This window comes from Amaricoccus tamworthensis (genome assembly GCF_049800875.1).
Lineage (GTDB): Bacteria > Pseudomonadota > Alphaproteobacteria > Rhodobacterales > Rhodobacteraceae > Amaricoccus > Amaricoccus tamworthensis.
This window is the reverse complement of the sequence record NZ_JBNAFV010000008.1, coordinates 19,160-42,766: the sequence shown is the minus strand read 5'-3', so window position 1 is coordinate 42,766 and position 23,607 is coordinate 19,160. Positions and strand designations below refer to the sequence as shown.

Below are 23,607 nucleotides of genomic sequence, written 5' to 3'. Positions count from 1 at the left end.
AACGAAAGACACGTAAATGGTATCAACGGTTATTCCGGTTCAGCCCTTTGATCTTGTGATCTTCGGCGGCACCGGCGACCTCGCACGTCGTAAAATTTTCCCCAGCCTTTACCGTCGCATGGCCGTTGGCCAAATGCCCACGGATGCCCGGATCGTTGGTGCCGCCAGGTCCGAAATGGACGTAAAAGCGTTCCGGAAGACGGTTTCCGAGGCACTGGACGAGTTCGTTGATCCGAAAGTGCTGAAGCCCGAGGTTGTCAAAAACTTCCTGAACTGCATCGAGTACGTGCAGATCGATGCCAAAGGCACCAACGGCTGGCCCGAACTTAAAAAACTGCTAAACGAGCGCTCGGACAGCATCCGGGCGTTCTATCTTTCCGTGGCACCGTCGCTGTTCGAGGACATTGCAACCCGCCTGTCCAAATCGGGTATCGCAACGCCGGACAGCCGAATTGTTGTTGAAAAACCCCTTGGCCATGACCTTGAATCCGCTGTGGCGCTCAACCGGTCCCTGTCGCAGAGCTTCTGCGAGCAGCAGATATACCGGATCGACCACTATCTCGGCAAGGAGACGGTCCAGAACCTGATGGCAATCCGGTTTGCGAATGCCCTTTTCGAGCCGCTCTGGAACGCGCGGCACGTGGAGCATATCCAGATCACCGTGGCCGAAACCGTGGGTGTCGAGGGGCGTGGCGCCTATTACGACAAATCCGGAGCCATGCGGGACATGGTCCAGAACCACATGATGCAGCTTCTCTGCCTGACCGCGATGGAGCCGCCCGCCCGGTTTGAACCTGATGCCGTGCGCGACGAAAAACTCAAGGTTATCCGCGCACTGGATCCGTTGTCCGCTTCCGACACGGTTCGGGGGCAGTATCGTGCAACTGGTGACGAGGGGAGCTATCTTGACCACGTGGGCGATCCCAGCAGTAGGACCGAAAGCTTCGTTGCTTTGCGTTGCCACATCTCAAACTGGCGCTGGGCTGGTACACCTTTTTACCTAAGAACGGGTAAGAAACTCGGTGCGCGGCTGTCGGAAATCGTGGTAACCTTCAAACATCCGCCTCACACCATATTCCCGCAGGTCGATGCGCAAAAGGGCAATGCCCTGATTATTCGGCTTCAGCCGGATGAGGGCATTACCATGCGCGTAACGATCAAGGATCCGGGCCCCGGCGGAATGCGCCTGATCGAGGTGCCTCTCGACATGACATTTGCCGATGCGCTGGGCGAGGAGGCGGGTGTCATGCCCGAGGCCTATGAGCGTCTGATCATGGACGTGATCCGCGGGGATCAGACCCTGTTCATGCGGGGCGACGAGGTGGAGGCTGCCTGGGCCTGGACCGACCCGATCATCAAGCTTTGGTCGGAGAGTTCCGTCCGGCCGCTGCCCTACGATCCGAAAACCGGCGGGCCTATCGAATCCTACAAGCTGACCGGTGCCGAGGGGCACCTCTGGCGAGAGATTTCAGCGTGAGTTATTCCAACGTTTCCATCAAAACCTGGCCCGATCGCACTGCCCTGATGCGCGGTATAGCCGACACCGTCGCCAGTGAACTGCGCCGGGCACTGGCCACCAATGGGCAGGCCAGTCTCGCCGTTCCCGGAGGCACAACGCCCGGTCCGTTTCTGGAAATGCTGTCCGAAGAGGACATGGACTGGTCGAATGTTACCGTGTTGCTCACCGACGAACGCGTGGTGCCGGAGGATTCCGACCGTTCGAATACCCGCCTCGTACGCGAAACCCTGCTCCACAACCATGCGGCGCAGGCCACGCTGATCAACTACAACGCCGGTGCCGACCCGTTGAATGAAGCCCGGGAGCGGGTTCACGCGATTCTGCCCATCGATGTGCTGGTTCTTGGCATGGGTGCCGACATGCACACCGCGTCCCTGTTCCCGGATGCGAAGGAGCTGGAGGACGCGGTGGCCGATGACGCTCCGGTTCTGGTCGAGGTCAATCCGGCCGGTCAGCCGGAATCGCGGCTGTCCCTCTCGGGGCCGGTGCTGAAATCCGCAAAAAACGCCCACATCCTGATCCAGGGGCCGGAGAAAATGACCGCGCTCGAAACAGCGCTCGAAGACGGGCCGGCGGCGGAAGCCCCCGTCCGCACGGTTTTTGAGGCGGAGCGCCCGGTCACGGTCCACTACGCCACCTGATACTACGAGGAATTTGACATGAGCCTGAATGCCACTGTCGTCCGTGTAACAGACCGCATCGTCGAGCGGTCCGCTCCGGTGCGCAAACCCTATCTCGAGCGGATGGCCCGGGCGCGGGACGAGGGGCCGCGAAGGGCGCATCTGACCTGCGGCAACCAGGCCCACGCCTATGCGGCGATGAGCGACGGGGAAAAGGACATCCTTGTTGGCGAGAGCGCCGGAAACCTCGGCATCGTCACCGCCTATAACGACATGCTCTCGGCGCATCAGCCCTTCGAGACCTATCCGGCGCTCATCCGTCAGGCCGCGGCCAGGGTCGGCGGTACGGCACAGGTCGCGGGTGGTGTTCCCGCCATGTGTGACGGCGTCACCCAGGGTCAGCCGGGCATGGAACTCAGCCTGTTCTCCCGCGACGTGATTGCCATGGCGGCAGGTGTTGCGCTCAGCCACAATGTTTTTGACAGCACGGTTTACCTCGGCGTCTGCGACAAGATCGTTCCTGGTCTGGTGATTGCAGCGGCCACGTTCGGTCACCTTCCGGCCGTGTTCCTGCCCGCTGGACCGATGCCAAGTGGTATTCCCAACGACCAGAAGGCCAAGGTACGCCAGCAGTTCGCAACCGGCGAGGTCGGGCGTGACAAGCTGATGGAGGCCGAGATGGCGTCCTATCACGGCCCCGGCACCTGCACTTTCTACGGCACGGCGAACACCAACCAAATGCTCATGGAGTTCATGGGGCTGCACCTGCCCGGCTCCAGTTTCGTGAACCCGGGCACGCCCCTGCGTGAGGCGCTGACAATTGAGGGGGCCAAGCGGGCGCTCTCGATCTCCGCGCTTGGCAATGAGTACACGCCGGTGTGTGACGTGCTCGACGAGCGGGCTTTCGTGAACGGTATCGTCGGCCTGAACGCCACGGGCGGCTCCACCAACCTGCTGATCCACCTGATCGCCATGGCCCGTGCCGCGGGCGTGGTGCTGGACTGGGAGGATTTTGCGGAACTCTCCGATGCCACGCCGCTTATGGCGCGGGTCTATCCGAACGGACTTGCCGACGTGAATCACTTCCACGCGGCCGGAGGGCTTGGCTACATGATTGGCGAACTTCTCGACGGTGGCCTGCTTCACCCGGACACGAAGACCGTGGTTGGCGATGGTCTCGGAAACTACGTTCAGGAGCCGAAGCTCGTCGATGGCGCCCTGAGTTGGGAAGATGGCGCCAAAGAGACGCTGAACGACAAAATTCTGCGTCCCATGTCCGATCCGTTCCAGTCAACCGGCGGCACGCGCCGCCTGAGCGGCAATCTTGGAACCGGCGTGATGAAAGTCTCCGCCGTGGCGCCGGAACGCCAGATCATTGAGGCACCCGTACGGATTTTCCATGACCAGAATGAGGTAAAAGCCGCGTTCAAGGCTGGTGAACTGATCAGCGACATGGTCGTTGTCGTGCGCTTCCAGGGGCCAAAGGCCAACGGAATGCCCGAACTCCACAGCCTCACACCGGTTCTCGCGGTGATGCAGGACCGGGGGCTCCGCGTAGCTCTGGTCACCGACGGCCGCATGTCGGGCGCATCCGGCAAGGTTCCCTCGGCGATCCACGTCAGCCCGGAGGCGTTGGACGGCGGTCCGCTCGCGCTTTTGCAGGACGGGGACGTCGTTAAAGTCGACGCCGTGAACGGAACACTTGACGTACTGACCCCCGGTGTGTTCGACCGTCATCCAACCAGAGCCATTTTGACAGCGAATGAAACCGGAACGGGACGCGAACTGTTTGCCACCTTCCGAAATGCCGTTGGACCCGCCGAAACCGGTGCATCCAGCGTTTCAATGGAGAGATACAGATGACGCCACAGGACGCAGCCAAATATTCCCGGGAGATTTGCGGTCTTGCGCCGGTCATTCCCGTTCTGGTCGTCAAGGATACATCGCATGCCGTTCCTCTGGCCAAAGCGCTGGTGGCCGGTGGACTTCCCGTCCTGGAAGTGACCCTGCGCACGCCGAACGCGCTCGACGTGATCCGCGAGATGGCAACCGTTGAGGGCGGCGTCGTTGGGGCGGGCACGCTGCTGTCGCCTGCGGATGTGCGCGCGGCGAAAGAGGCCGGCGCCCTGTTCGGTGTATCCCCAGGCATTACCGACGAACTGATCGATGCCTGCGAGGCCGAGGACCTGCCGCTGCTGGGCGGGACGGCCACCGTAAGCGAAGCCATGAAAATGTATTCCCGTGGCTATGACGTCTGCAAATTCTTCCCGGCGGAGGCCAATGGCGGTGCGCCGGTGCTGAAAGCCTGGAACGGCCCGATCCCGCAGATCAATTTCTGCCCGACCGGTGGCGTTACCCCGCAGAACGCGGCTGATTACCTGTCGCTGCCGAACGTGCTATGCGTGGGCGGATCGTGGGTTGCACCGGCTGATCTGATGAATGCCGGAAAATGGGACGAGATTGAGGCGATCGCCCGCGAGGCATCGCAGCTGGGAGCATAAAGAAATGACGCAGCGGATCTGGCAGGAGCTTGAGGAGGCGGCAAAAAGCTCGGAAGACCGCCGCATCACGTCACTTTTCGACCGGAACCCGCACCGGTTCCAAGAGTTCTCCGCGACGCTCGGGGACATGCGGCTTGATTTCTCCAAGACGAACCTCGATTCGCACGCTCTGACGCTGCTCATTCAGCTTGCGGAGACCAGCGGCGTGCCGACCCGCCGCGACGAGATGTTCGCGGGCCAGAAAATCAACACGACCGAGGACCGCGCTGTTCTGCACACGGCGCTGCGAAACCGGTCAAACACGCCCGTTCTGGTCGATGGTGAGGATGTCATGCCCGAGGTCAACCGGGTTCTCGACAACATGACCGCCTTTGCCAATGGCGTACGCGACGGCTCCATTGCCGCGTCCGGCGGTCAGAAATTCACCGATGTCGTCAATATCGGCATTGGCGGCAGCGATCTCGGCCCCGTAATGGCAACACTGGCACTCGCGCCATATCACGACGGACCGAAGCTGCATTACGTCTCCAACGTGGATGGCGCGCATATCCATGACGTGCTGGCACCGCTCGACCCGGCAACGACCCTGATCGTTATTGCGTCCAAGACCTTCACCACCATCGAGACCATGACCAACGCCAAAACGGCGCAGGGCTGGCTCCGTTCGGCGCTGGGCGAAAAGGCCGCGGACCAGCATTTCGCGGCGGTTTCAACCGCGCTGGAGAAAACGGCCGCTTTCGGCATTTCCGACGAACGGGTGTTTGGGTTCTGGGACTGGGTTGGTGGACGCTATTCCGTCTGGGGGGCGGTTGGGCTGCCGCTGATGATTGCCATTGGTCCGGAGCGGTTTAAGGAGTTCCTTTCCGGCGCGCACGAAATGGACCGACACTTCCAGGAAACACCTTTGCCGCAGAACATGCCGGTTCTTCTGGCCCTCGTGGGCATTTGGCACCGCAATTTCTGTGGCTATCCGTCCCGCGCGGTTCTGCCCTACGACCAGCGCCTGTCGCGCCTGCCCGCATATTTGCAGCAGCTCGACATGGAATCTAATGGCAAGGGTGTGAACCTGGAATCCGAGACCCTGTCCTCCGCCAGTGGTCCCATCGTCTGGGGCGAGGCCGGCACCAACGGTCAGCACGCTTTCTACCAGTTGATCCATCAGGGCACCAACGTGATCCCCTGTGAGTTTTTGGTCGCGGCGAACGGACACGAGAGCGACCTGCGTCACCACCACGAGTTGCTGCTGTCAAATTGCCTCGCGCAGTCCGAGGCGCTGATGAAGGGCCGTGACCTGGAGACAGCGAAGGGCCTCGTCAACGACCCGGCCCTCGCACCGCACAAGGTCTTCCCAGGCAATCGTCCCTCAACCACGCTGATCTACGCGCGCCTCGACCCGGCGACACTGGGTCGGATCATCGCGCTCTATGAGCATCGCGTATTCGTCGAAGGTGTCATTTGGGGCATCAACAGCTTCGACCAGTGGGGTGTGGAACTCGGGAAGGAACTGGCGACCGCACTTCTGCCGCTGGTCCAGACCGGCGAGGGCCTGGACACCAAAGACGGATCAACCGCCGGGCTTTTGGCGGAGCTCAGGTCGCTTACTGCCTGACGATAACCGACCGCTCGACGATCACGCTGCATTCCGCGTGGCGCACCACGCGGGCTGCGGTTGAACCGAGCATGTAGTCCTTCAGCGCCGGACGATGGCTGCCAAGGATGATCAGATCCATGTTGCCCTCCTTGGCCAGCCGGAGGATTTCCGACGGCGGATGCCCCTCGTCAAGCAGGGCGTGCGACGTGCCCGGCACCTTGGTTTGCAGCTGTTCCAGCGTCTCCCTGGCCTTGTTTTTGTTCGCCGCAATCGTGTCCGTGAGCGCATTTGCCGCCAGATAGCCCTGAACATAGGCCGGAAGCGGCTCTATGATGGACACCACGGTGATGCTTCCACCATCGCTGACCAGTTTATTCGCCACCTCAATCAGTCTGTCCGCCACCTCGACATGCGTCGGGTCCACCGGCACAAGAATGTTGCTATACATTTTGACCCCTCCACTTTATGCGCTGACCTGATGAAACCGGATTCCAAAATGTTGCGCCTTGATATGGGTCAGGTTTACGACCCGGAACCTGGTCTCAGGCTTGTCCACAAGGATGACAGCCTTCTCGCGTTTGACAAGCCCTCAGGTTTGCTGAGCGTTCCTGCCAAGCCGCCGGGCCCGCAGGATTGCCTTGAGGCCCGCGTGAAAGCCGCCTTTCCCGAAAGCCTGCTGATCCATCGCCTCGATATGGATACGTCCGGTGTCATCCTCTTTGCCCGTACCCGGCTCGCACAGCGGCACCTCAACTGGCAGTTCGAGCGGCGGCAGACACGCAAAACCTACGTGGCCCGCGTGGACGGGCATGTCGCCCAGGATGAGGGTTTCATTGACCTGCCCCTCATCTGCGACTGGCCCAACCGCCCATTGCAAATGGTGTGTTATGAGCGGGGTAAACCGGCGGTGACGCGCTGGAAGGTCCTGGAGCGGGAACCGGACGGCCATACCCGGATGGAACTCAAACCGCAAACGGGTCGCAGTCACCAGTTGAGGGTTCACATGCGTGAACTTGGCCACCCCATCCTTGGCGACGGTTTCTACGCCCAGGGTGCCGCGCTCGCGGCGGCGGACAGGTTGCAGCTCCATGCCAGCGACATCACGGTTATGAACCCCGATGGCGGCGCATGGATCAAATTCGCCGCGCCGGTGCCTTTCTGATCCACTGTAATCAGGCAAAGAAAAACCCCGCCGGTAAGGGCGGGGTTTGGTTGTTTTGACGGGGCGCGCGACCCCGTCAAAAACAAGCGTCAGCTGATGCGCTGTAGTAGCGCGTTTACGCTTTCCTTGGCATCGCCGTAATACATGCGGGTGTTTTCCTTGTAGAACAGCGGGTTTTCGATACCGGAATAGCCAGTACCCTGACCACGCTTGGATACGAACACCTGCTTGGCTTTCCACACTTCCAGAACCGGCATACCGGCGATCGGGGAGTTCGGATCGTCCTGGGCGGCGGGGTTTACGATGTCGTTCGAGCCAACAACGATCACCACATCCGTGGAAGGGAAGTCGTCGTTGATTTCGTCCATTTCCAGAACGATATCGTAGGGCACCTTCGCCTCGGCCAGCAGAACGTTCATGTGTCCCGGCAGACGACCGGCAACGGGGTGAATTGCGAAACGCACCTCCTTGCCCTTGCCGCGAAGCAGCTTCGTCAGTTCGGAAATCGCACCCTGCGCCTGCGCCACCGCCATGCCGTACCCTGGCACGATGATAATGCTGTCGGCGTCTTCCAGAGCGGAGGCCACACTGTCGGCGTCGATGGCGATCTGCTCGCCCTCAACCTCCATTGCAGGTCCACCCGTGCCGCCAAATCCACCGAGGATCACGGACACAAAGTTCCGGTTCATGGCCTTACACATGATGTAGGACAGGATGGCACCGGACGAACCCACAAGCGCACCAACCACGATAAGAAGGTCATTGCCCAGCGAGAAGCCAATCGCTGCGGCCGCCCAGCCCGAATAGCTGTTCAGCATGGATACAACCACCGGCATGTCCGCACCGCCGATACCCATGATGAGGTGATAGCCGATGAAGAGCGCGGCCAGCGTCATCAGAAACAGCGGGAAGAAGCCACCGGTATTGAAGTACCAGATCAGGCAGAGCAGCGAGATGGCGGCAGCACCGGCGTTCAGCGCATGACCGCCGGGCAGTTTCGTTGCCGCACTGGTGACTTTGCCGGCTAGTTTTCCATAGGCGACGACGGAGCCCGTGAAGGTGATCGCACCGATGAACACGCCAAGGAACAGCTCAACGCGCAGGATGTTGATCTCAACCGGGCTCTTGTGGGCGAGAAGGGCGGCAAAGCCGGTCAGGGCTTCCCTGGCTGTTTCGTCCATGGCGAGCACACGACCGAGTTCGATATGGGCGTTGTAGCCCACAAACACGGCGGCGAGGCCGACCAGGGAGTGCATGGCCGCAACAAGCTGCGGCATTTCGGTCATCTGAACCCGTTTTGCAACGACATAGCCAATGGCGCCGCCCGCAAGCACGAGGATGAGCGACAGAAGCCACAGACCGGATCCCGGTCCGATCAGTGTCGCAACAACCGCCAGCGCCATGCCGACTATGCCATACCAGACCGCGCGCTTGGCGCTTTCCTGGCCGGAAAGTCCGCCAAGGCTGAGGATGAAGAGGACGGCTGCAACCACGTAGGCTGCGGTGGTGAATCCCAATTCCATTATTCCTGCCCCCTTACGACTTCTGGAACATGGCGAGCATGCGCCGTGTTACGAGGAAACCGCCAAATATGTTGATCCCGGCCATGAAGACCGAGAGTGCGGCCAGCAGAATGACAAGGAACGATCCCGAGCCGATCTGCATCAACGCCCCCAGAATGATGATGGAGGAGATGGCGTTGGTGACGGCCATCAGCGGCGTGTGAAGCGAATGGCTGACGTTCCAGATCACCTGGAAGCCGACAAAGACCGCCAGCACGAACACGATGAAGTGCTGCATGAAGCTTGCCGGGGCCACCGCACCCACCAGAAGGGTCAGCGCACCGCCAACTGCAAGAAGCGTGACCTGCTGTTTGGTCTGCGCCTTGAAGGCCGCGACCTCCTCGGCCCGCTTTTCCTCTGCGGTCAGTTCCTTTTTCTTTTCCTTGGGCTTCTGCGCCGCAATGGCGGCCACCTTCGGAGGGGGAGGCGGGAAGGTAATCTCGTTTTCGTGGGTCACCGTGGCGCCACGAATAACGTCATCCTCCATGTTGATGACCGGGTTGCCGTCTTTTTCCGGCGTCAGGTCGTCCATCATGTGACGGATGTTGGTCGCGTAAAGCGTCGAGGACTGTGTCGCCATCCGGCTCGGGAAATCCGTGTAGCCGATGATGGTCACACCGTTGTCCGTGACGATTTTCTCGTCCGGTACGGTCAGGTCACAGTTACCGCCTTTTTCCGCGGCAAGGTCGACGATGACCGAGCCGGGTTTCATGGCGTGAACCATGTCTTCGGTCCACAGTTTCGGCGCGTCACGACCGGGGATCAGAGCGGTGGTGATGACAATGTCCATCTCCGGGGCGAGCTCGCGGAACTTCTCAAGCTGCTTTTCCCGGAATTCGGGGCTCGACGGGGCCGCGTAGCCACCGGTTGCCGCACCGTCCTGCTGGGCTTCCTCGAAGTCCAGGAACACGAACTCGGCGCCCATGCTCTCGATCTGCTCCGCCACTTCGGGGCGCACGTCGAAGGCGTGGGTGATTGCGCCAAGCGATGTGGCGGTACCAATGGCGGCCAGACCGGCCACGCCGGCGCCGACGACCAGAACCTTCGCCGGGGGAACCTTGCCCGCCGCGGTGATCTGACCGGTGAAAAAGCGGCCGAAGTTGTTGCCGGCCTCAATGACAGCGCGGTACCCCGCGATGTTGGCCATCGAGGACAGCGCGTCCATCTTCTGCGCACGGGAGATGCGGGGCACCATGTCCATGGCAATGGTGGTGACGCCCTTTGCCTTCAGGCTCTCCAGCAGGTCCGGGTTCTGGGCCGGGGCAATGAAGCTGATCAGCTTCTGACCTTCGCGGGTGGCCTCTACCTCGGAAGGTTCCGGTGCGCGCACCTTGGCGACAACATCGGCCTTGGCCCAAAGGTCGGCGGCGGTATCTACCACGGTAACACCGGCGTCGCGATAGGCGTCATCCGTGAAACGGGCTGCGGAACCCGCACCGCTCTCGACGATCACCTCGTAACCGAGTTTGGCCAGTTGCCCTGCGGATTGGGGTGTGAGCGCCACACGCGCCTCACCCGATGCTATTTCTTTTGGTACACCGATGATCACTGGAACGGATCCCCTTCCTTCCTTGATTGACCGGAACTCTCTCGGTTCCGTTGGCCATGGTTAACGCCCACCCTGACCGGTTATTATGGACCGGTCCGGATTCTGTCAAATGCTGCGATTGCGAAAAGAGAATGCACGCAATATTAGCGGCGTCAATAACATTGGAACCTGGTAAAGCGCCACAAATACTGAAAAACTTTCAATGAACGGCAGGGCGGCCAGGTAAATGGCAATTGTTCTGTTGCCGAACAGAACCCCCAGCGCACCTGTATCCCCCGGCGGTCCGGCCAGACCGGCCAGGAACTGGACCAAAAGGTTCACTCCAATATTGGCGATTGTGGCCAAAACCAGCACCTTCAAACCCCACACCGGATCCGCAGCCAAAAGCTGCGGCACACCGTCAAAGAGCGGAATGACGAAGACGATCAGCGCAATGACGCCCACCCCATCCAGCTCGGTCGAATAGCGCATCAGCCTTTCCCGCCCCGCCACGAGATTGAGCACGAGTGCAAAAAGACACGCCCCCGCAATCATCAGAAACAGCTTCACCGCCAGCTCAACCGGCGTGATCACGACCTCACCCGGTAGAAACAGCGCGACGGTCAGGGGCCCCAGCACCGGCGTCAAAAGCATTGACGCCACCGTCACCTCAACGGCCAGCCTCGCGTTGTAGCCGAGAATGAAACACAGCGTCCCCGTCGAGGCGATGGGGGGCGCCGCCGCCAGATACACCAGCGCCATGACCATCTCCGTATCCAACCCGACCGCGGTCGCGACGAACCGGTAAATACCGGCGCTGACCGGCATCAGTACAACCATGACGAGAAAAAGGAATCCCAGACGCCCAGGCTGAACGGATGCGCGCAGCGTCGCGACCATATCCACCCGCGCCATTGCGAGACCAAGCACGACACAGACCAGAAACGGCAGCGCCGGCCGCAGAAACCGGGACACCTCGGGAATGAAAAAGCAAAGCGCGATCCCGCCAAGCAGAATCCACCGGGCCTGCCGGCCCAGAAAACCTAGCACGCTTAAGGGAGTCACACGTTAACCGGTACCGCTACGCGGTCCTTCGAAATACTCACTGGACAGCCGTTTCCTTCGTCAGAGGCACACGCCGTCAATGACGATACCGTTTTTGTCCCCGCCATCGCCGCCATCGTCGCATTTCGTCCCATCCCGGGTGCAGGATGCGGTCAGCATGGCGATGACCGTGACGACAAGCAGACTTCGGATCATCTTCGATTTCCTCTCAATGGCAAAATTCAGGACGAAAATTCCCTGTGATTAGAGCCAAATGCAACTCCCGACGGAAGATTTATCATGCTATCCGGTTTTTGGTGAAACAATTTGGACGCGAGTACCGAAAAGATTCTATGGGTAGTCTCCGGAGGCCGGGGAATTTGCCGGCTGTACGTAACGATTGGAAGTCGAATGCATAAATCCGTTTTTGCCGCCGTTGTGCCGTTGTTCCTGTTTCATGCCGCGACTGCTGCGGCGGATCATCATATTGACGTGGAACACTGGTCGGCGATTGAGTCCAAGGCAACCGGGCAGGAGGTGTATTTCCACGCCTGGGGCGGCGATCCGCGCCGGAATGCCTATATCGAATGGGCGGCCGAACAGATTCTCAACCGCAGCGGCGTAGTCGTTACCCATGTGAAACTTGCCGATACCGCCGAGGCCGTGTCCCAGGTCGTTTCGGAGAAGGCCGCGGGTCGTGACGAGGACGGGTCGGTTGATCTTATTTGGATCAACGGTGCCAACTTCGCCTCCATGAAGGAGCAGGACCTCCTTTACGGCCCCTGGGCCGAGGAACTTCCCAACTGGCAGTATGTGGATGTGGAGGGCAAACCCACCGTCCAGAGCGATTTCACGGTGCCGACCGATGGTCTTGAGGCCCCGTGGGGCATGGCGCAGCTGATTTTCTATCACGATACGGAAACGCTGCCCGATCCGCCGAAATCCATCGTCGCAATCGGCGAATGGCTGGAGGAAAACCCCGGTCGGTTCACCTATCCACAGCCCCCGGATTTTCATGGCCTGACCTTCCTCAAACAGGCCGCCTATGAGCTTATGCAGGACCCGTCCGTCCTTCAGGAGCCGGTCGATCCGGACCGTTATGAGGACCTGACCGCACCGCTTTGGGCCTGGCTCGATGGTGTGACGCCGAATCTCTGGCGCAGTGGCCGCGCCTATCCGTCCACCGGCACCCAGATGAAACAGCTTCTGGCAGATGGAGAGATTGAAATTGCGTTCTCCTTCAACCAGTCCGAGGCCAGCGCCGCCATCGCGGCCGGTGAGCTTCCCGACACCGTGCGCTCCTATGTCCTTGAGGGCGGAACCATTGGTAACGCGAATTTCGTGGCCATCCCCTACAACGCCTCGGCGAGGGAAGGGGCCATGGTCTTCGCAAACTTCCTGATGTCGCCCGAGGCACAGGCCCGTGCGCAGGATCCCGAGGTTCTGGGCAATTTCACGGTTCTCGACCTGGACAAGCTCAACGAGACCCACCGCGCCCGCTTCGATTCGCTTGAACTGGGTGTTGCCACGCTGACGCCCGAGGAGCTGGGCCAGGCGCTTCAGGAGCCACACCCAAGCTGGATGGACCGCCTGTCGGAAGACTGGATTTCCCGCTACGGGGTTTCCCAATAGCTGGACAGCCTGGCATTCAACACCGGTTTCGCGTCGGCCTGGTTCCGCTGATCCTGGCCATCCCGGTAACGGCCGGGCTGGCCGGTGCAATACTCCCGGGTTTTGGGTGGATGCCTGCGCTGGGCGGCGAAACCCTCTCGCTTCAACCGTGGCATGATCTTTTCGCGGTACCTGGCATCCTCCGGTCCGCCCTGCTCAGTCTCGGCACCGGCCTCGCCGCCACACTAATTTCCGTCATTCTGGTCATACTGATCGTCGCAACCTTTCAGGGCACCCGCGGTTTTCGCAGGGTCGAGCGCGTCCTGTCACCGCTATTGTCGGTCCCACACGCGGCGGCGGCATTTGGACTCGCGTTTCTGATTGCACCATCCGGGTGGCTGTCGAGGCTGTTGTCACCCTGGTTGACGGGCTGGAACGCGCCGCCGGATCTTTTGATCATCCATGACACCTGGGGTCTGACACTTATCGGAGGTCTGGTCATCAAGGAGGTGCCGTTCCTGCTGCTGATGACCATTGCCGCACTGCCCCAGGCCGATGCCTCCCGCACACTGGCCGCCGCCATGACCCTTGGATATGGTCGCGTTTCGGGCTGGTGCCGGACCGTTCTGCCACGGGTTTACCCCCAGATCCGGCTGCCGGTCTACGCCGTTCTGGCCTTCTCCATGTCCACGGTTGAGGTCGCGCTGATCCTCGGCCCCACCACACCGGCGACCCTCGCGGTCCGGGTGACGGGCTGGATGCGTGACCCTGATCTCACGCTCTGGTTTCAGGCGGCCGCGGGGGCGACACTGCAACTCGCACTGGTGCTCTTCGCCTTCCTGCTCTGGCGCTTCGGTGAAACTGTTATCGCCCGTTTGGCCCTGATGCGCATCATGGCGGGGCACCGCGGGCGGTCCGACTGGTTCCCGCGTGCCATCGCCCTGGTATCGGCACTTGCCGTTTCCGGTGCGGTCTTCGCGGGGCTCGTGGTCCTCGGAATCTGGTCGTTTGCCGGGTTCTGGCGCTTCCCGGACGCATTGCCTCAGGCGTTCTCGCTCAAAACCTGGATGCGGTCGGGCGACACGCTCCTGTCCCTCGTGGCCACCGGAATGGGGATTGCCGTTGCAAGTGTGGTCGTGGCACTGATCCTCGTGCTGTACCAGTTGCAGCAGACAACCCGCCTCGACGGTTCCCCGGACCGCGGACAGGGGATGTGGCTCATCTATCTGCCGCTCATTCTGCCGCAGATTGCGTTTTTACTGGGTCTGCAAATCCTCAGCGCGATCTCCGGCCTCGACGGGACCCATTTCGGAGTTTTTGTCTGTCATCTCATGTTTGTCCTGCCCTACGTCTATCTGTCACTTTCTGACCCTTGGAGGGCGCTTAATCCGCGGTTTTCAACCGTTGCGGCGACCCTCGGCTCCGGGCCGTGGCGCATCTTCTGGTGGGTGCGCCTGCCACTGATGCTGACACCAATTCTGACCGCCGCGGCGGTGGGCCTGGCCGTTTCGCTGGGCCTCTATCTGCCCACGCTCCTGATCGGCGTGGGCCGCGTGACCACCCTGACCACCGAGGCCGTGGCGCTTACGGCAGGTGGTGATCGCCGCCTGATCGGTGTCTATGGTCTGCTCCAGGCGATCCTGCCGTTTATCGGGTTTGGTGTGGCACTTGCGGTACCAAGGCTCGTCTGGCGGAACCGCAGGGCCATGGAGGCGCGACAGTGACCTCTAACGGTGATCTCGAATTCCAGGACGTAATCCTGACCCGCGACGGTCAGCGGCTCCTCACCCTTTCCGCGACGGTCGCGCCGGGGGAAACGCTGTCGATCATGGGGCCGTCCGGGTCCGGCAAGTCGACGCTGCTCGCCATGGCGACTGGCACGATCAGCCCTGAATTCGACACATCGGGTCGTATCATCCTGGGTGGCCGGGACATTACCGCTCTTCCGCCCCAGGACCGGCAGGTTGGCATCCTTTTCCAGGACGACGTTCTCTTCCCGCATCTCTCCGTGCGGGGTAACCTCGCCTTTGGCCTGCATCCCTCGGTGAAAGGACGCAAGGCGCGCATGGCGGCGGTGGATGAAGCCCTCGCGGGTGTCGGTCTCGCCGGATTTGCCGACCGCGACCCGGCAACCCTGTCTGGGGGCCAGAGGGCGCGCGTGGCACTCATGCGGGTGCTGCTGTCGCAACCAAAGGCGCTACTGCTCGATGAGCCGTTTTCCAAACTGGATGCGGGCCTGCGGGATCAGATTCGCAACCTCGTTTTCGATCACGCCCGTGCCGCCGGCCTGCCGGTTGTGCTCGTCACCCATGACCCGGAGGACGCCAAGGCCGCGGGCGGCCGGGTCATCACCGTCGGAGGCTGAAGTTTAGGTTTCGTCGCGCTTCCAGGTCGGATGAAAGCGCCCGGCCGGGGACAGCGTGAAAATCTCGCAGCCATCCTCCGTCACACCAATCGAGTGCTCAAACTGCGCCGACAGCGACCGGTCCCGTGTGACGGCCGTCCAGTCGTCATCGAGAACCTTGGTTTCCGGCCGCCCCAGGTTGATCATCGGTTCAATGGTGAAGAACATCCCCGGCTCCAGAACCGGCTTTGATCCCCAGCGGCCGTAATGCAGCACGTTGGGCGCGGCATGAAACACCCGCCCAAGCCCGTGACCGCAGAAATCGCGCACGACGGAACAGCGGTGCGCCTCGGCATAGCGCTGAATGGCCGCTCCAATATCACCAAACGTATTGCCGGGTTTGACCTGGGCGATGCCCTGAAACAGGGCGTCATGGGTGATGTCCATCAGACGCGCCGCTTTGCGGTTGGGCTGGCCCGCCACATACATGCGGCTGGTGTCACCAAACCACCCGTCCACGATCACCGTCACGTCGATGTTCAGAATATCGCCCGCGTTGAGTTTCTTCTTCTCCGACGGAATGCCGTGGCATACCACATGGTTGATCGAAATGCAGGAGGCGTGCTGATAGCCCTTGTAGCCGACCGTGGCCGATTTGGCGCCCGCATCAATCACCATCTGATGGATCAGCGTATCCAGTTCCAGAGTGGTAACACCAGGGACAACGTGATCGGTAATCCGGTCAAGTATGTTCGCGGCAAGCCGACCGGCGGCATGCATGCCGGCAAAATCGTCTTTGGAATGAATGCGGATGCCATCCTTGTTGAGGTGGCCTGGCAGGTTGCCTTCCAATGGTTCGGTCTCCCGGCTGTCGCGACCGGCAAGATGTAACTAAGGAAGGCCCGGTTTGCAAACCCCTCCGGGCACGCTTCAGGGATGTTCCATCGGGATCGCACGGCCAAACTCAACGCCGGAGGTCGTAATCACTGTGTCAAACACCAGCGCCTCCACCCCCGCCGCACGGGCTTCCGCAAAAGCGGCTGCGTAGCCAGGGTCGAGATCGGCCGCGAGCCGGAAGCGGTCACAGTCCGTGCGCTGGACCAGAAACAGCATCACCGCCCGGTGCCCCTCCGCCACCATGTCCGACAGCTCGCGCAGATGCTTGGCCCCGCGCAGCGTGACACAGTCGGGAAACTCCGCCAGCCCAGGTTCACGCCGCAGATGCACGTTTTTGATCTCCACATAGACATCGGGAAGACCGTCGCCGCGGCCCAGCCAGTCAATCCGGCTGTTGGCGCCGTATTTCACCTCCGCCCGCCATTGCGCATAGGCGGCCAGCTCCGGTACTACCCCGGAGGTCAGCGCCTCACCCGTCACCCTGTTTGGCAGGCTGGTGTCAATTCCGGCCATGTGCCCGCCGTCCAGTTCAACCAGCCGCCAGCTCCATTTCAGCTTGCGTTTAAGATTGTTCGACGGCTCCAGCCAGACGGTGCTGCCAAACGCGTTCAGGCCCAGCATCGCGCCAGGATTGGCGCAGTGGGCGGTGATCTCCGTGCCGTCCTCCAGCAATACGTCCGCCAGGAACCGTTTGTAGCGCCGCAGCAGTTGACCACGGACAAGGGGTGCTTCAAATTTCATGCGCGCGACCATGGGGGTTACGCGTTTCAGGGACAAGACCTCAGATGAGCAATCCAACCGCCGCAATGATCACCATAGGTGACGAGATACTGTCCGGCCGCACGCAGGACACCAACATGAATTTCCTGGCGAAGGAACTCACGGCCCGCGGAATTGGCCTGCGCGAAACCCGCGTTGTCCCGGATGTGGCCGAGGAAATCATCGCAGCAGTCAACCACCTGCGCAAACGCTACACCTATGTGTTTACCTCCGGCGGTATTGGCCCGACCCATGACGACATCACCGCAGACTGCGTCGCCGCCGCATTTGGCGTGAATATCGACGTGCGGGAGGATGCCCGGGCAATCCTGGCCCAGAACTACGCCAATCCGGAGGTGGATCTGAACGAATCCCGCCTGCGCATGGCCCGCATTCCCGATGGCGCGACCCTGATCGAAAATTCGGTCTCCAAGGCGCCGGGTTTCAGCCTGGAAAACGTCCATGTGATGGCGGGTGTCCCGTCGGTTTTCAAATCCATGGTCGGTGTCCTCCTGCCCACGCTGCGGCAGGGCCGGGCGGTTCTGTCGCTCACGGTTCGTGCCGGTATGCCCGAGGGCGAGCTTGCCGGTCCACTTCGTGAGCTGAACGAGGCCTGGCCGGGTGTGGATATCGGCAGCTATCCCTTCAACCGCAACGGCGGTTTCGGTGCCGATGTCGTGTTCCGCGGGGACAACCAGGCGGAGCTCGATCGGGCCGCCGCCGCCCTGCGCGAATATCTCGGCGACCGGGAGCTGCCCATCGACTGATACCCTTGCCCAGACGCCGCTGAAACCGTAGGAAGCAGGGGCGTGCGGGCGTGATGGAATGGTAGACATACCGGACTTAAAATCCGGAGGGCGTGAGCCCGTGGGGGTTCGAGTCCCCCCGCCCGCACCATCCTGCATAGTGCGGTGCCGTGGAATTATTGCCCCGACGAGTCGCCCGGGTGACGGCGCCGGATCATCGCTTCGAAAACCCGTGTCGGAGTTCAGCTCTTGATATTTTCGGCGGAACTGACCGGGCTTACCACTGCGTCAGGCATCCTGCTGCTCCTCGCCGTAGTCAGCCTGTGGATCAAACGGTACGTGGCCCTTGGGGTGCTTGGACTTGCCACCGTGGTCTCCGGCGTCGCCGGGCATGTCACATTCGTGGGTGCGTTATGCCTGGCCGGTTTCGCGGGGCTTGCCTGGTGGTATCGGCAGTCAGGCGGATGGTCGGCATGGGCAGCACTTGTCATCGCTTCGGCCGTGTTTTTCCTGCATCTGGTGCCGGGAATTACGGGCTGGCCGATTTTAGGGCCGATGCGGATTGGCGCGGGCGCGGAATATGGCAAATGGCTGTCCGTCGACAAGGTCGGTGCGGGCGTACTCCTGCTCGCAGTTGCCCTGCCGGATCTCCGGAGCCGCGCCGACTGGCGGGTGATGCTCGTGCAGTCCTGGCCGTGGATTGTCGGTGTTCCGCTTTTGCTGGCCATTCTGGCGGTGCTGTCCGGTTCGTTGCATTTGGACGTGACGCCGGTAGCGGCCTTCTGGCCCTGGGCCGTGGTCAATCTGTTAAGCGTTTGCGTTGTCGAAGAGGCCCTGTTTCGTGGCCTTATCCAGTCCCGCCTGGTCCACACGTGCCGTGACCGGCGACTACCGGCGTTGGCGGGCGTGGTGCTGGCCGCCCTGCTGTTCGGTCTGGCCCATGCCGCTGGCGGTGTTGCTCTCGTGGTCTTCGCGACACTCGCTGGGCTTGGCTACGGGTTTGCCCGCCATGTCACCGGACGCATCGAGGCCGCGATCCTGGTGCATTTTGCCCTCAATGCGGTTCATTTCTCGTTTCTGACGTACCCTGTCCCGGCGTAACGGACCGACCTGGGGCCACGCCGATTCATTGGCAGAGCCGGCCAAAACGCTGGCAGGTTGCGCCAATACCGGGGCGGGTCAGGGGCCTATCTTCAGGGCACTGAAACACACCTGGAGAGACACAACATGTCCCGTATCACCCTGCCCGATTCCATTTATGAGACCCCCGCCGCGTCCCAGGCCCAGCTGGAGGGCGTGAAGAAGATGCTCGGCAGCGTTCCGAATATGTTCCGCATCACGGCCAACAGCCCGGCGGCGCTGACCGGATATCTTGGCCTTAACTCGGGCCTCGCCAAGGGCACCCTGACGCCGCAGACCCGCGAGCGCATTGCGCTTGCCGTGGCCCAGATCAACGGCTGTGACTACTGCCTGTCGGCGCATACCTATCTGGGCAAAAACGTCGCGAAACTCGACGAGGCGGAAATCGCCGCCAACCGTCGCGGCGGATCGTCGGACCCCAAGGCGGATGCCGCCGTGCGCTTTGCCGCCAAACTTGTTGAGGCCCGTGGCCAGGTGTCGGATGCGGATGTCTCCGCCGTCAAAATGGCCGGCTACACCGAGGGTGAGATCGTTGAGATCGTGACCCATGTCGCGCTCAACACCCTGACGAACTACCTCAATGAGGCGCTCGGCACGCCGATTGATTTCCCCGAGGTCAGCGCCCAGGCGGCCTGACCTCACCCAGGTCCCGGTCGCATTCACCCCCACCCCCTTCGTCCGCGACCGGGGCCGTTTTCCGAATTTCACACGAGGCCCGCACCATGACACGCCCTCCGATTCCGCCCTTTGACGAAACATCGGCCCGCACCAAGGTCCGCCTGGCCGAGGATGGCTGGAACAGCCGCGATCCCGAACGGGTGTCGCTCGCCTACACACCCGACAGCCGCTGGCGCAACCGTGCGGAGATTTTCGAGGGCCGCGCCCGTATCGTCGAATTTCTGACGCGGAAATGGGCCCGCGAACTCGACTACCGTTTGATCAAGGAGCTTTGGGCCTGGCAGGGCAACCTCATCGCCGTGCGCTTTGCCTATGAGTACCGCGATGATGCGGGCAACTGGTTTCGCGCCTATGGCAACGAGAACTGGGAATTCGATGGCGAGGGCCTGATGCGCTGGCGTGTCGCGTCGATCAATGATCTGCCCATCGCAGAAGCGGACCGCCTGATGCACTGGGCGGACGGACCGCGGCCCGAGGATCACCCCGGCCTGACCGAACTTGGACTGTAGGAGGCGTTGCCATGTCAAACGCACAAACCGCATTTGCGCCCGAATTTTGCGATTACCCGCCGCATGTTTCCGTCGCCGGAGATTACGCCGACATCCGGCCGCCGGAAACGGACTACGGGCAGGAACTTACCGCACGCGAGGCCACGTTCCTCACTGAACGGGACGGACTCTTCCAGGCAACCGCCACTGAGGCCGCCTGGCCCGACGTTCAGTTTCGCGGCGGCCAGCCGGGTTTCATCCGCATCATCGACCAGCGCACGATTGGATTTGTCGAGCGCCGCAGCAACCGGCAGGCCATTGGCGCCGGTGGACCGGAGCAGAAAGACCGGGTGTCCATCATTGCCGTTGATTTCGCCCGCCGCAGGCGTCTGCGGCTGATCGGGCATGTTCGGACCACCGATGATGCCGATGTGGTCGAGTTCCTCAATCCGCTTGGCGTACCGGATGCAAATCTCGCGGTTGTCGTTCGAATTGCCGCGTTCGACTGGTCCGGTTCAGACGACATTCCACTGCGCCTCACCGACGGGGAACGCCACGGTGAACTGGCCCGTTTGCATGCGCGTATCCGCTGTCTTGAGCGAAACATCGACCCACTCACAACCAGCGCGTGCAAAATGGCCCGCTGAGTTGAAAACCTGCCCCTGTTTGCCGTACGTGCCATCTTCCCCGACCGCGCGTCCCGGCGTACCATTCAGTATGCCGAAGGTGACGAATGCATTCGCCCGCGCCATGGCGCAGGCCGCGGGCATGACGCTCAGGGAGGACGGTGCGCTGGTCTCCGATGGGGTCGTGGTGCGCCGGATTTCGGAAACCACCGATGACCAGCTGACCGATACGGACTACTTCGACCTTCTCGACTGGATCCGCCGTGAGCATGAGGATGAGGTCGCACTGGTTGAGGCCTATGCGAAACTGATCCGCGTCGATGACATCGGCGTTCTCGGCCTCGCGATCAAAACCGCCCCCACGCTTCGCGCGTCACTGGAACGTGTCGAACGCTACTGGCGGGTGGTCACGGACACGGCGGTTTACACGCTGGACCAGTCCAGCGATCCGGCCCTGCTGGTCTTTGAGGCGCGCACCGGCCACCATCCCGTTCTCGACTTCCGCAACGAGGGCGCGCTGGCCGGTCTCGCCCGCAACATGTACCGCTTCGTGGAAAGCGGCCTGGTCCTCGAACACGTGGCATTTCGCCACGCCTGTCGAAGCGATCCCGGACGCTACGCCGATCTATTCGGCTGCCCCGTCCGGTTCGATGCCGACCGGAACGCCATAGCCCTCAGGTCATCCATGCTCGACCTGCCCAACCGGCTTGGCGATGCGGCGGTGTCGGATTTTCTGACCGCCCATCTCGAAACCGAAATCGGCCCGCTCACCCATGACACTTCGATCCGCGCCGACCTTCTGCGCCGTTTGACCCCGGCGCTCAGCAACGGTCTGCCCCAGGCGGCCGACATCGCACGCGACATGGGCATGAGCGAACGCACCCTCTACCGGCGCCTCTCTGACGAGGGTCTGACCTTCCGCGATGTACTGACCGAGGCGCAATCCTCCCTCGCGCAGGAGCTTCTGCGCGAGAGCCGCAGTTCCATCGCCGAGATCGCTTTCCTCACCGGTTTCTCGGAACAAAGCACCTTCAGCCGCGCCTTCAAACGCTGGGTCGGCCAGGCCCCCGCCCAGTACCGCCAGCAGCGCGAACCCGCCTGAACCCACGGTTGGCAGAACCGGCCAGGCACCTGTCAGAAACTGCCGATACCTGGACACACGCTGCGTCGTATTCACCCTCCATCGCCGCCACACCGACACACCGGCGGCTCCACCAACCCGGAGGGCATCACAATGCGCATGAGACACGACATCACCCATGGAAAAACCCACAGCCCGAACGATGCGGGACGCAATACACCCCGTCACCCGCGCGGGGCGGAGATGGAGGACATGGTCTATCTCCTGATCATCACCGTCGCCATGGCCTGCATGACGGGGATGCTGGCACTTATGGCCATCATTCCCGGCGCCGTCTTTGCTTGAAACCGGCCGCGAACAGGCGGCCAACCGTTCGTCGTTGCCGTCGCCTTTCAGGTGCCGTCTTGCGGAGCGGATTGGAGTGGTTAGGTATTCCACGGATACCTCCCTTTCCAAACGCAATCACGGACTCTTTCATGCCCGATCTCTCCGCCCTGAAGGTACACGCCCGTCCCCGCGCTCCGAAAATACCCGGGGCCACCGACGCGCAGCGCGAGCAGGGCAGGTCGCTTGCCATGATCCACGCCATGCACCTCTCGGACATGGCCATGATCCGTCAAATGGTGGAGCGTATCGAGCACGACCGTAGCGCCGCCAAAGACCTCGCCGAGGCCGTGCCGGAACTCGCCATGACCCGGAACCTTCGCAATTTCGGCGCGCTTTGCGGTCGGGAATGCAACAACCTTCTCTTCCACCACGGCGCGGAGGAGCATCACATGTTCCCGGCCCTGGAGGAACTTGGTGACACCGGTCTTCGCGCGGTGATCGCCAAACTCCGTGAGGAGCACGAGGTCATCCACGCCCTTCTGGAGGATCTCGGCACCGGCGCCATGGCCGTAATGCAGTCGCCGGATCCGTCAACATACGCGGCACTCAGGGACACGTTCGAGATGCTGGACGCGGCGATCCGGTCCCATTTCGGGTATGAGGAAACGGAACTTCAGGAGGCGCTGGGCGTTTTTCAGGTTCTGTAACACTCTGAAAGGTAGCGAAAAATGACACTGAAACTAAAGGTCATCACCGGCTCCACGCGACCTGGCCGCAAGGGGCCGAAGGTCGCCGAATGGGTGAATGCCGCCGCCCGCGAACATGGCGGGTTCGAGGTGGAGGCGGTTGATCTCGCTGACTTTAATCTGCCTCTGCTTGATGAGGCCAGCCACCCGGCCGCACAGGATTACGAGCACGAGCACACCAAGCGCTGGAGCGCCGTGATCGACGATGCCGACGCGTTTGTTTTTGTCACCCCGGAATATGACTTTTTCGCCCCGGCTTCGCTGATCAACGCGGTCCAGTTCGTGTTTAAGGAGTGGGGTTACAAGGCGGCCGGTATCGTCAGCTATGGTGGCGTGTCCGGTGGTCTTCGCTCTGCTGAAACGCTGCGCCACATCCTGATGAATGTCGGCGTCATGCCAATCCCACAGGTCGTCCCCGCGCCGTTCTTCACCGGTTTTATCGATGATGACGGCGTGTTCGAGCCCAACGACGAAATGCGCAAGGGTGCCACCGGGATGTTCACCGAGCTGCAGAAATGGGCCGCCGCGCTCAAACCCCTGCGGAACGGCTGACATATTCCTTTCCCACACAAGCCGCTGGCGGAACCCGGTCGCCCGCGGCCAAACAGAAATGGAAACTGTCTGTTTCCCCATCGGC

At 61.7% G+C, this 23,607-nt stretch carries 25 protein-coding genes and 1 tRNA gene; 19 read left to right on the top strand and 7 right to left on the bottom strand.

What is annotated here, in order from left to right; genetic code table 11:
* The first annotated feature begins 16 nt into the window (after positions 1-16).
* The 5 genes from zwf to pgi are packed head-to-tail and all read left to right on the top strand — an operon-like array spanning position 17 to position 6,249.
* Positions 17-1,477 (top strand): glucose-6-phosphate dehydrogenase, encoded by a 1,461-nt coding sequence (gene zwf, locus ACP15P_RS13665; RefSeq protein WP_424929030.1) that lies wholly within the window; start codon positions 17-19, stop codon positions 1,475-1,477.
* Positions 1,474-2,160 (top strand): 6-phosphogluconolactonase, encoded by a 687-nt coding sequence (pgl, locus tag ACP15P_RS13660; protein WP_424929029.1) that lies wholly within the window; start codon positions 1,474-1,476, stop codon positions 2,158-2,160. The genes zwf and pgl overlap by 4 nt, the downstream gene beginning before the upstream one ends.
* Before the next feature lie 18 nt (positions 2,161-2,178).
* Entirely contained in the window at positions 2,179-4,002 is a 1,824-nt protein-coding gene (gene edd, locus ACP15P_RS13655) for a phosphogluconate dehydratase (RefSeq protein ID WP_424929028.1), read from the top strand.
* Entirely contained in the window at positions 3,999-4,640 is a 642-nt protein-coding gene (gene eda, locus ACP15P_RS13650; RefSeq protein ID WP_424929027.1) for a bifunctional 4-hydroxy-2-oxoglutarate aldolase/2-dehydro-3-deoxy-phosphogluconate aldolase, read from the top strand. Before edd ends, eda begins: the two co-directional genes overlap by 4 nt.
* Positions 4,641-4,644: 4 nt before the next feature.
* Entirely contained in the window at positions 4,645-6,249 is a 1,605-nt protein-coding gene (gene pgi / locus ACP15P_RS13645; RefSeq protein ID WP_424929026.1) for a glucose-6-phosphate isomerase, read from the top strand.
* Here the strand turns inward: pgi and ACP15P_RS13640 are convergent.
* Positions 6,239-6,679, bottom strand: coding sequence for a universal stress protein (locus ACP15P_RS13640; RefSeq protein WP_424929025.1), 441 nt, complete (start codon positions 6,677-6,679; stop codon positions 6,239-6,241). The two genes, pgi and ACP15P_RS13640, sit on opposite strands and share 11 nt — an antisense overlap.
* Positions 6,680-6,727: 48 nt before the next feature.
* Between ACP15P_RS13640 and ACP15P_RS13635 the strand changes: the two genes are divergently transcribed.
* Positions 6,728-7,393 (top strand): pseudouridine synthase, encoded by a 666-nt coding sequence (locus ACP15P_RS13635; protein WP_424929024.1) that lies wholly within the window; start codon positions 6,728-6,730, stop codon positions 7,391-7,393.
* 89 nt (positions 7,394-7,482) lie between these two features.
* On the opposite strand, the gene ACP15P_RS13630 is transcribed toward ACP15P_RS13635, so the two are convergent.
* The 4 genes from ACP15P_RS13630 to ACP15P_RS13615 all read right to left on the bottom strand — a co-directional run bounded on the left by ACP15P_RS13630 (position 7,483) and on the right by ACP15P_RS13615 (position 11,743).
* Entirely contained in the window at positions 7,483-8,916 is a 1,434-nt protein-coding gene (locus ACP15P_RS13630; protein WP_424929023.1) for an NAD(P)(+) transhydrogenase (Re/Si-specific) subunit beta, read from the bottom strand.
* Positions 8,917-8,929: 13 nt separating this feature from the next.
* The gene (locus ACP15P_RS13625) at positions 8,930-10,504 is read right to left on the bottom strand and encodes a Re/Si-specific NAD(P)(+) transhydrogenase subunit alpha (RefSeq protein ID WP_424929022.1); all 1,575 of its coding nucleotides are present in this window, start codon (positions 10,502-10,504) and stop codon (positions 8,930-8,932) included.
* Positions 10,505-10,609: 105 nt separating this feature from the next.
* Entirely contained in the window at positions 10,610-11,533 is a 924-nt protein-coding gene (locus ACP15P_RS13620) for a hypothetical protein (RefSeq protein ID WP_424929021.1), read from the bottom strand.
* A 75-nt stretch (positions 11,534-11,608) separates the two neighbouring features.
* Positions 11,609-11,743, bottom strand: coding sequence for a hypothetical protein (locus ACP15P_RS13615; protein ID WP_424929020.1), 135 nt, complete (start codon positions 11,741-11,743; stop codon positions 11,609-11,611).
* A gap of 195 nt (positions 11,744-11,938) precedes the next feature.
* Between ACP15P_RS13615 and ACP15P_RS13610 the strand changes: the two genes are divergently transcribed.
* From ACP15P_RS13610 to ACP15P_RS13600, 3 genes are all read left to right on the top strand, one after another.
* The gene (locus ACP15P_RS13610) at positions 11,939-13,159 is read left to right on the top strand and encodes an ABC transporter substrate-binding protein (protein WP_424929019.1); all 1,221 of its coding nucleotides are present in this window, start codon (positions 11,939-11,941) and stop codon (positions 13,157-13,159) included.
* A gap of 110 nt (positions 13,160-13,269) precedes the next feature.
* Complete coding sequence (locus ACP15P_RS13605; protein WP_424929018.1) at positions 13,270-14,862, top strand: ABC transporter permease; 1,593 nt, start codon at positions 13,270-13,272, stop codon at positions 14,860-14,862.
* A gap of 32 nt (positions 14,863-14,894) precedes the next feature.
* A complete protein-coding gene (locus ACP15P_RS13600; protein ID WP_424929129.1) occupies positions 14,895-15,503 on the top strand; it encodes an ATP-binding cassette domain-containing protein in 609 nt (202 codons plus the stop codon).
* A gap of 3 nt (positions 15,504-15,506) precedes the next feature.
* On the opposite strand, the gene map is transcribed toward ACP15P_RS13600, so the two are convergent.
* Positions 15,507-16,334 (bottom strand): type I methionyl aminopeptidase, encoded by an 828-nt coding sequence (gene map / locus ACP15P_RS13595; RefSeq protein WP_424929017.1) that lies wholly within the window; start codon positions 16,332-16,334, stop codon positions 15,507-15,509.
* Between the two features lie 78 nt (positions 16,335-16,412).
* Positions 16,413-17,120, bottom strand: coding sequence for a DNA/RNA nuclease SfsA (gene sfsA, locus ACP15P_RS13590; protein ID WP_424929016.1), 708 nt, complete (start codon positions 17,118-17,120; stop codon positions 16,413-16,415).
* A gap of 44 nt (positions 17,121-17,164) precedes the next feature.
* Here sfsA and ACP15P_RS13585 point away from each other — a divergent pair, with 44 nt between their 5' ends.
* The 10 genes from ACP15P_RS13585 (at position 17,165) to ACP15P_RS13540 (ending at position 23,522) form a co-directional block, all read left to right on the top strand.
* Positions 17,165-17,905, top strand: coding sequence for a competence/damage-inducible protein A (locus ACP15P_RS13585; RefSeq protein WP_424929015.1), 741 nt, complete (start codon positions 17,165-17,167; stop codon positions 17,903-17,905).
* Positions 17,906-17,949: 44 nt separating this feature from the next.
* A tRNA-Leu gene (locus tag ACP15P_RS13580) sits at positions 17,950-18,035 on the top strand.
* Positions 18,036-18,133: 98 nt separating this feature from the next.
* A complete protein-coding gene (locus tag ACP15P_RS13575) occupies positions 18,134-18,985 on the top strand; it encodes a CPBP family intramembrane glutamic endopeptidase (RefSeq protein ID WP_424929014.1) in 852 nt (283 codons plus the stop codon).
* Positions 18,986-19,111: 126 nt separating this feature from the next.
* Complete coding sequence (locus tag ACP15P_RS13570; protein ID WP_424929013.1) at positions 19,112-19,660, top strand: carboxymuconolactone decarboxylase family protein; 549 nt, start codon at positions 19,112-19,114, stop codon at positions 19,658-19,660.
* Positions 19,661-19,746: 86 nt separating this feature from the next.
* Positions 19,747-20,211, top strand: a complete 465-nt coding sequence (locus ACP15P_RS13565; RefSeq protein ID WP_424929012.1) for a nuclear transport factor 2 family protein — start codon at positions 19,747-19,749, stop codon at positions 20,209-20,211.
* 11 nt (positions 20,212-20,222) lie between these two features.
* Positions 20,223-20,837 carry a pyridoxamine 5'-phosphate oxidase family protein gene (locus tag ACP15P_RS13560; RefSeq protein WP_424929011.1) on the top strand — a complete coding sequence of 205 codons (615 nt, stop codon included), beginning with the start codon at positions 20,223-20,225 and terminating at the stop codon, positions 20,835-20,837.
* 70 nt (positions 20,838-20,907) lie between these two features.
* On the top strand, positions 20,908-21,918 hold the full coding sequence (locus tag ACP15P_RS13555; RefSeq protein ID WP_424929010.1) for an AraC family transcriptional regulator: 1,011 nt from the start codon (positions 20,908-20,910) through the stop codon (positions 21,916-21,918).
* 132 nt (positions 21,919-22,050) lie between these two features.
* Positions 22,051-22,242, top strand: a complete 192-nt coding sequence (locus ACP15P_RS13550) for a hypothetical protein (RefSeq protein WP_424929009.1) — start codon at positions 22,051-22,053, stop codon at positions 22,240-22,242.
* A gap of 131 nt (positions 22,243-22,373) precedes the next feature.
* Positions 22,374-22,931, top strand: a complete 558-nt coding sequence (locus ACP15P_RS13545; protein ID WP_424929008.1) for a hemerythrin domain-containing protein — start codon at positions 22,374-22,376, stop codon at positions 22,929-22,931.
* Positions 22,932-22,952: 21 nt separating this feature from the next.
* Positions 22,953-23,522 (top strand): NADPH-dependent FMN reductase, encoded by a 570-nt coding sequence (locus ACP15P_RS13540; RefSeq protein WP_424929007.1) that lies wholly within the window; start codon positions 22,953-22,955, stop codon positions 23,520-23,522.
* Positions 23,523-23,607 lie beyond the last annotated feature (85 nt).

Bases quoted from the DNA above. Each gene is read 5' to 3' on its own strand.
- zwf (WP_424929030.1), top strand. From the start codon at position 17: ATGGTATCAACGGTTATTCCGGTTCAGCCCTTTGATCTTGTGATCTTC.
- edd (WP_424929028.1), top strand. From the start codon at position 2,179: ATGAGCCTGAATGCCACTGTCGTCCGTGTAACAGACCGCATCGTCGAG.
- eda (WP_424929027.1), top strand. From the start codon at position 3,999: ATGACGCCACAGGACGCAGCCAAATATTCCCGGGAGATTTGCGGTCTT.
- pgi (WP_424929026.1), top strand. From the start codon at position 4,645: ATGACGCAGCGGATCTGGCAGGAGCTTGAGGAGGCGGCAAAAAGCTCG.
- ACP15P_RS13640 (WP_424929025.1), bottom strand. From the start codon at position 6,679: ATGTATAGCAACATTCTTGTGCCGGTGGACCCGACGCATGTCGAGGTG.
- ACP15P_RS13635 (WP_424929024.1), top strand. From the start codon at position 6,728: ATGTTGCGCCTTGATATGGGTCAGGTTTACGACCCGGAACCTGGTCTC.
- ACP15P_RS13630 (WP_424929023.1), bottom strand. From the start codon at position 8,916: ATGGAATTGGGATTCACCACCGCAGCCTACGTGGTTGCAGCCGTCCTC.
- ACP15P_RS13615 (WP_424929020.1), bottom strand. From the start codon at position 11,743: ATGATCCGAAGTCTGCTTGTCGTCACGGTCATCGCCATGCTGACCGCA.
- ACP15P_RS13610 (WP_424929019.1), top strand. From the start codon at position 11,939: ATGCATAAATCCGTTTTTGCCGCCGTTGTGCCGTTGTTCCTGTTTCAT.
- ACP15P_RS13605 (WP_424929018.1), top strand. From the start codon at position 13,270: ATGCCTGCGCTGGGCGGCGAAACCCTCTCGCTTCAACCGTGGCATGAT.
- sfsA (WP_424929016.1), bottom strand. From the start codon at position 17,120: ATGAAATTTGAAGCACCCCTTGTCCGTGGTCAACTGCTGCGGCGCTAC.
- ACP15P_RS13585 (WP_424929015.1), top strand. From the start codon at position 17,165: ATGAGCAATCCAACCGCCGCAATGATCACCATAGGTGACGAGATACTG.
- ACP15P_RS13570 (WP_424929013.1), top strand. From the start codon at position 19,112: ATGTCCCGTATCACCCTGCCCGATTCCATTTATGAGACCCCCGCCGCG.
- ACP15P_RS13565 (WP_424929012.1), top strand. From the start codon at position 19,747: ATGACACGCCCTCCGATTCCGCCCTTTGACGAAACATCGGCCCGCACC.
- ACP15P_RS13560 (WP_424929011.1), top strand. From the start codon at position 20,223: ATGTCAAACGCACAAACCGCATTTGCGCCCGAATTTTGCGATTACCCG.
- ACP15P_RS13555 (WP_424929010.1), top strand. From the start codon at position 20,908: ATGCCGAAGGTGACGAATGCATTCGCCCGCGCCATGGCGCAGGCCGCG.
- ACP15P_RS13550 (WP_424929009.1), top strand. From the start codon at position 22,051: ATGCGCATGAGACACGACATCACCCATGGAAAAACCCACAGCCCGAAC.
- ACP15P_RS13545 (WP_424929008.1), top strand. From the start codon at position 22,374: ATGCCCGATCTCTCCGCCCTGAAGGTACACGCCCGTCCCCGCGCTCCG.
- ACP15P_RS13540 (WP_424929007.1), top strand. From the start codon at position 22,953: ATGACACTGAAACTAAAGGTCATCACCGGCTCCACGCGACCTGGCCGC.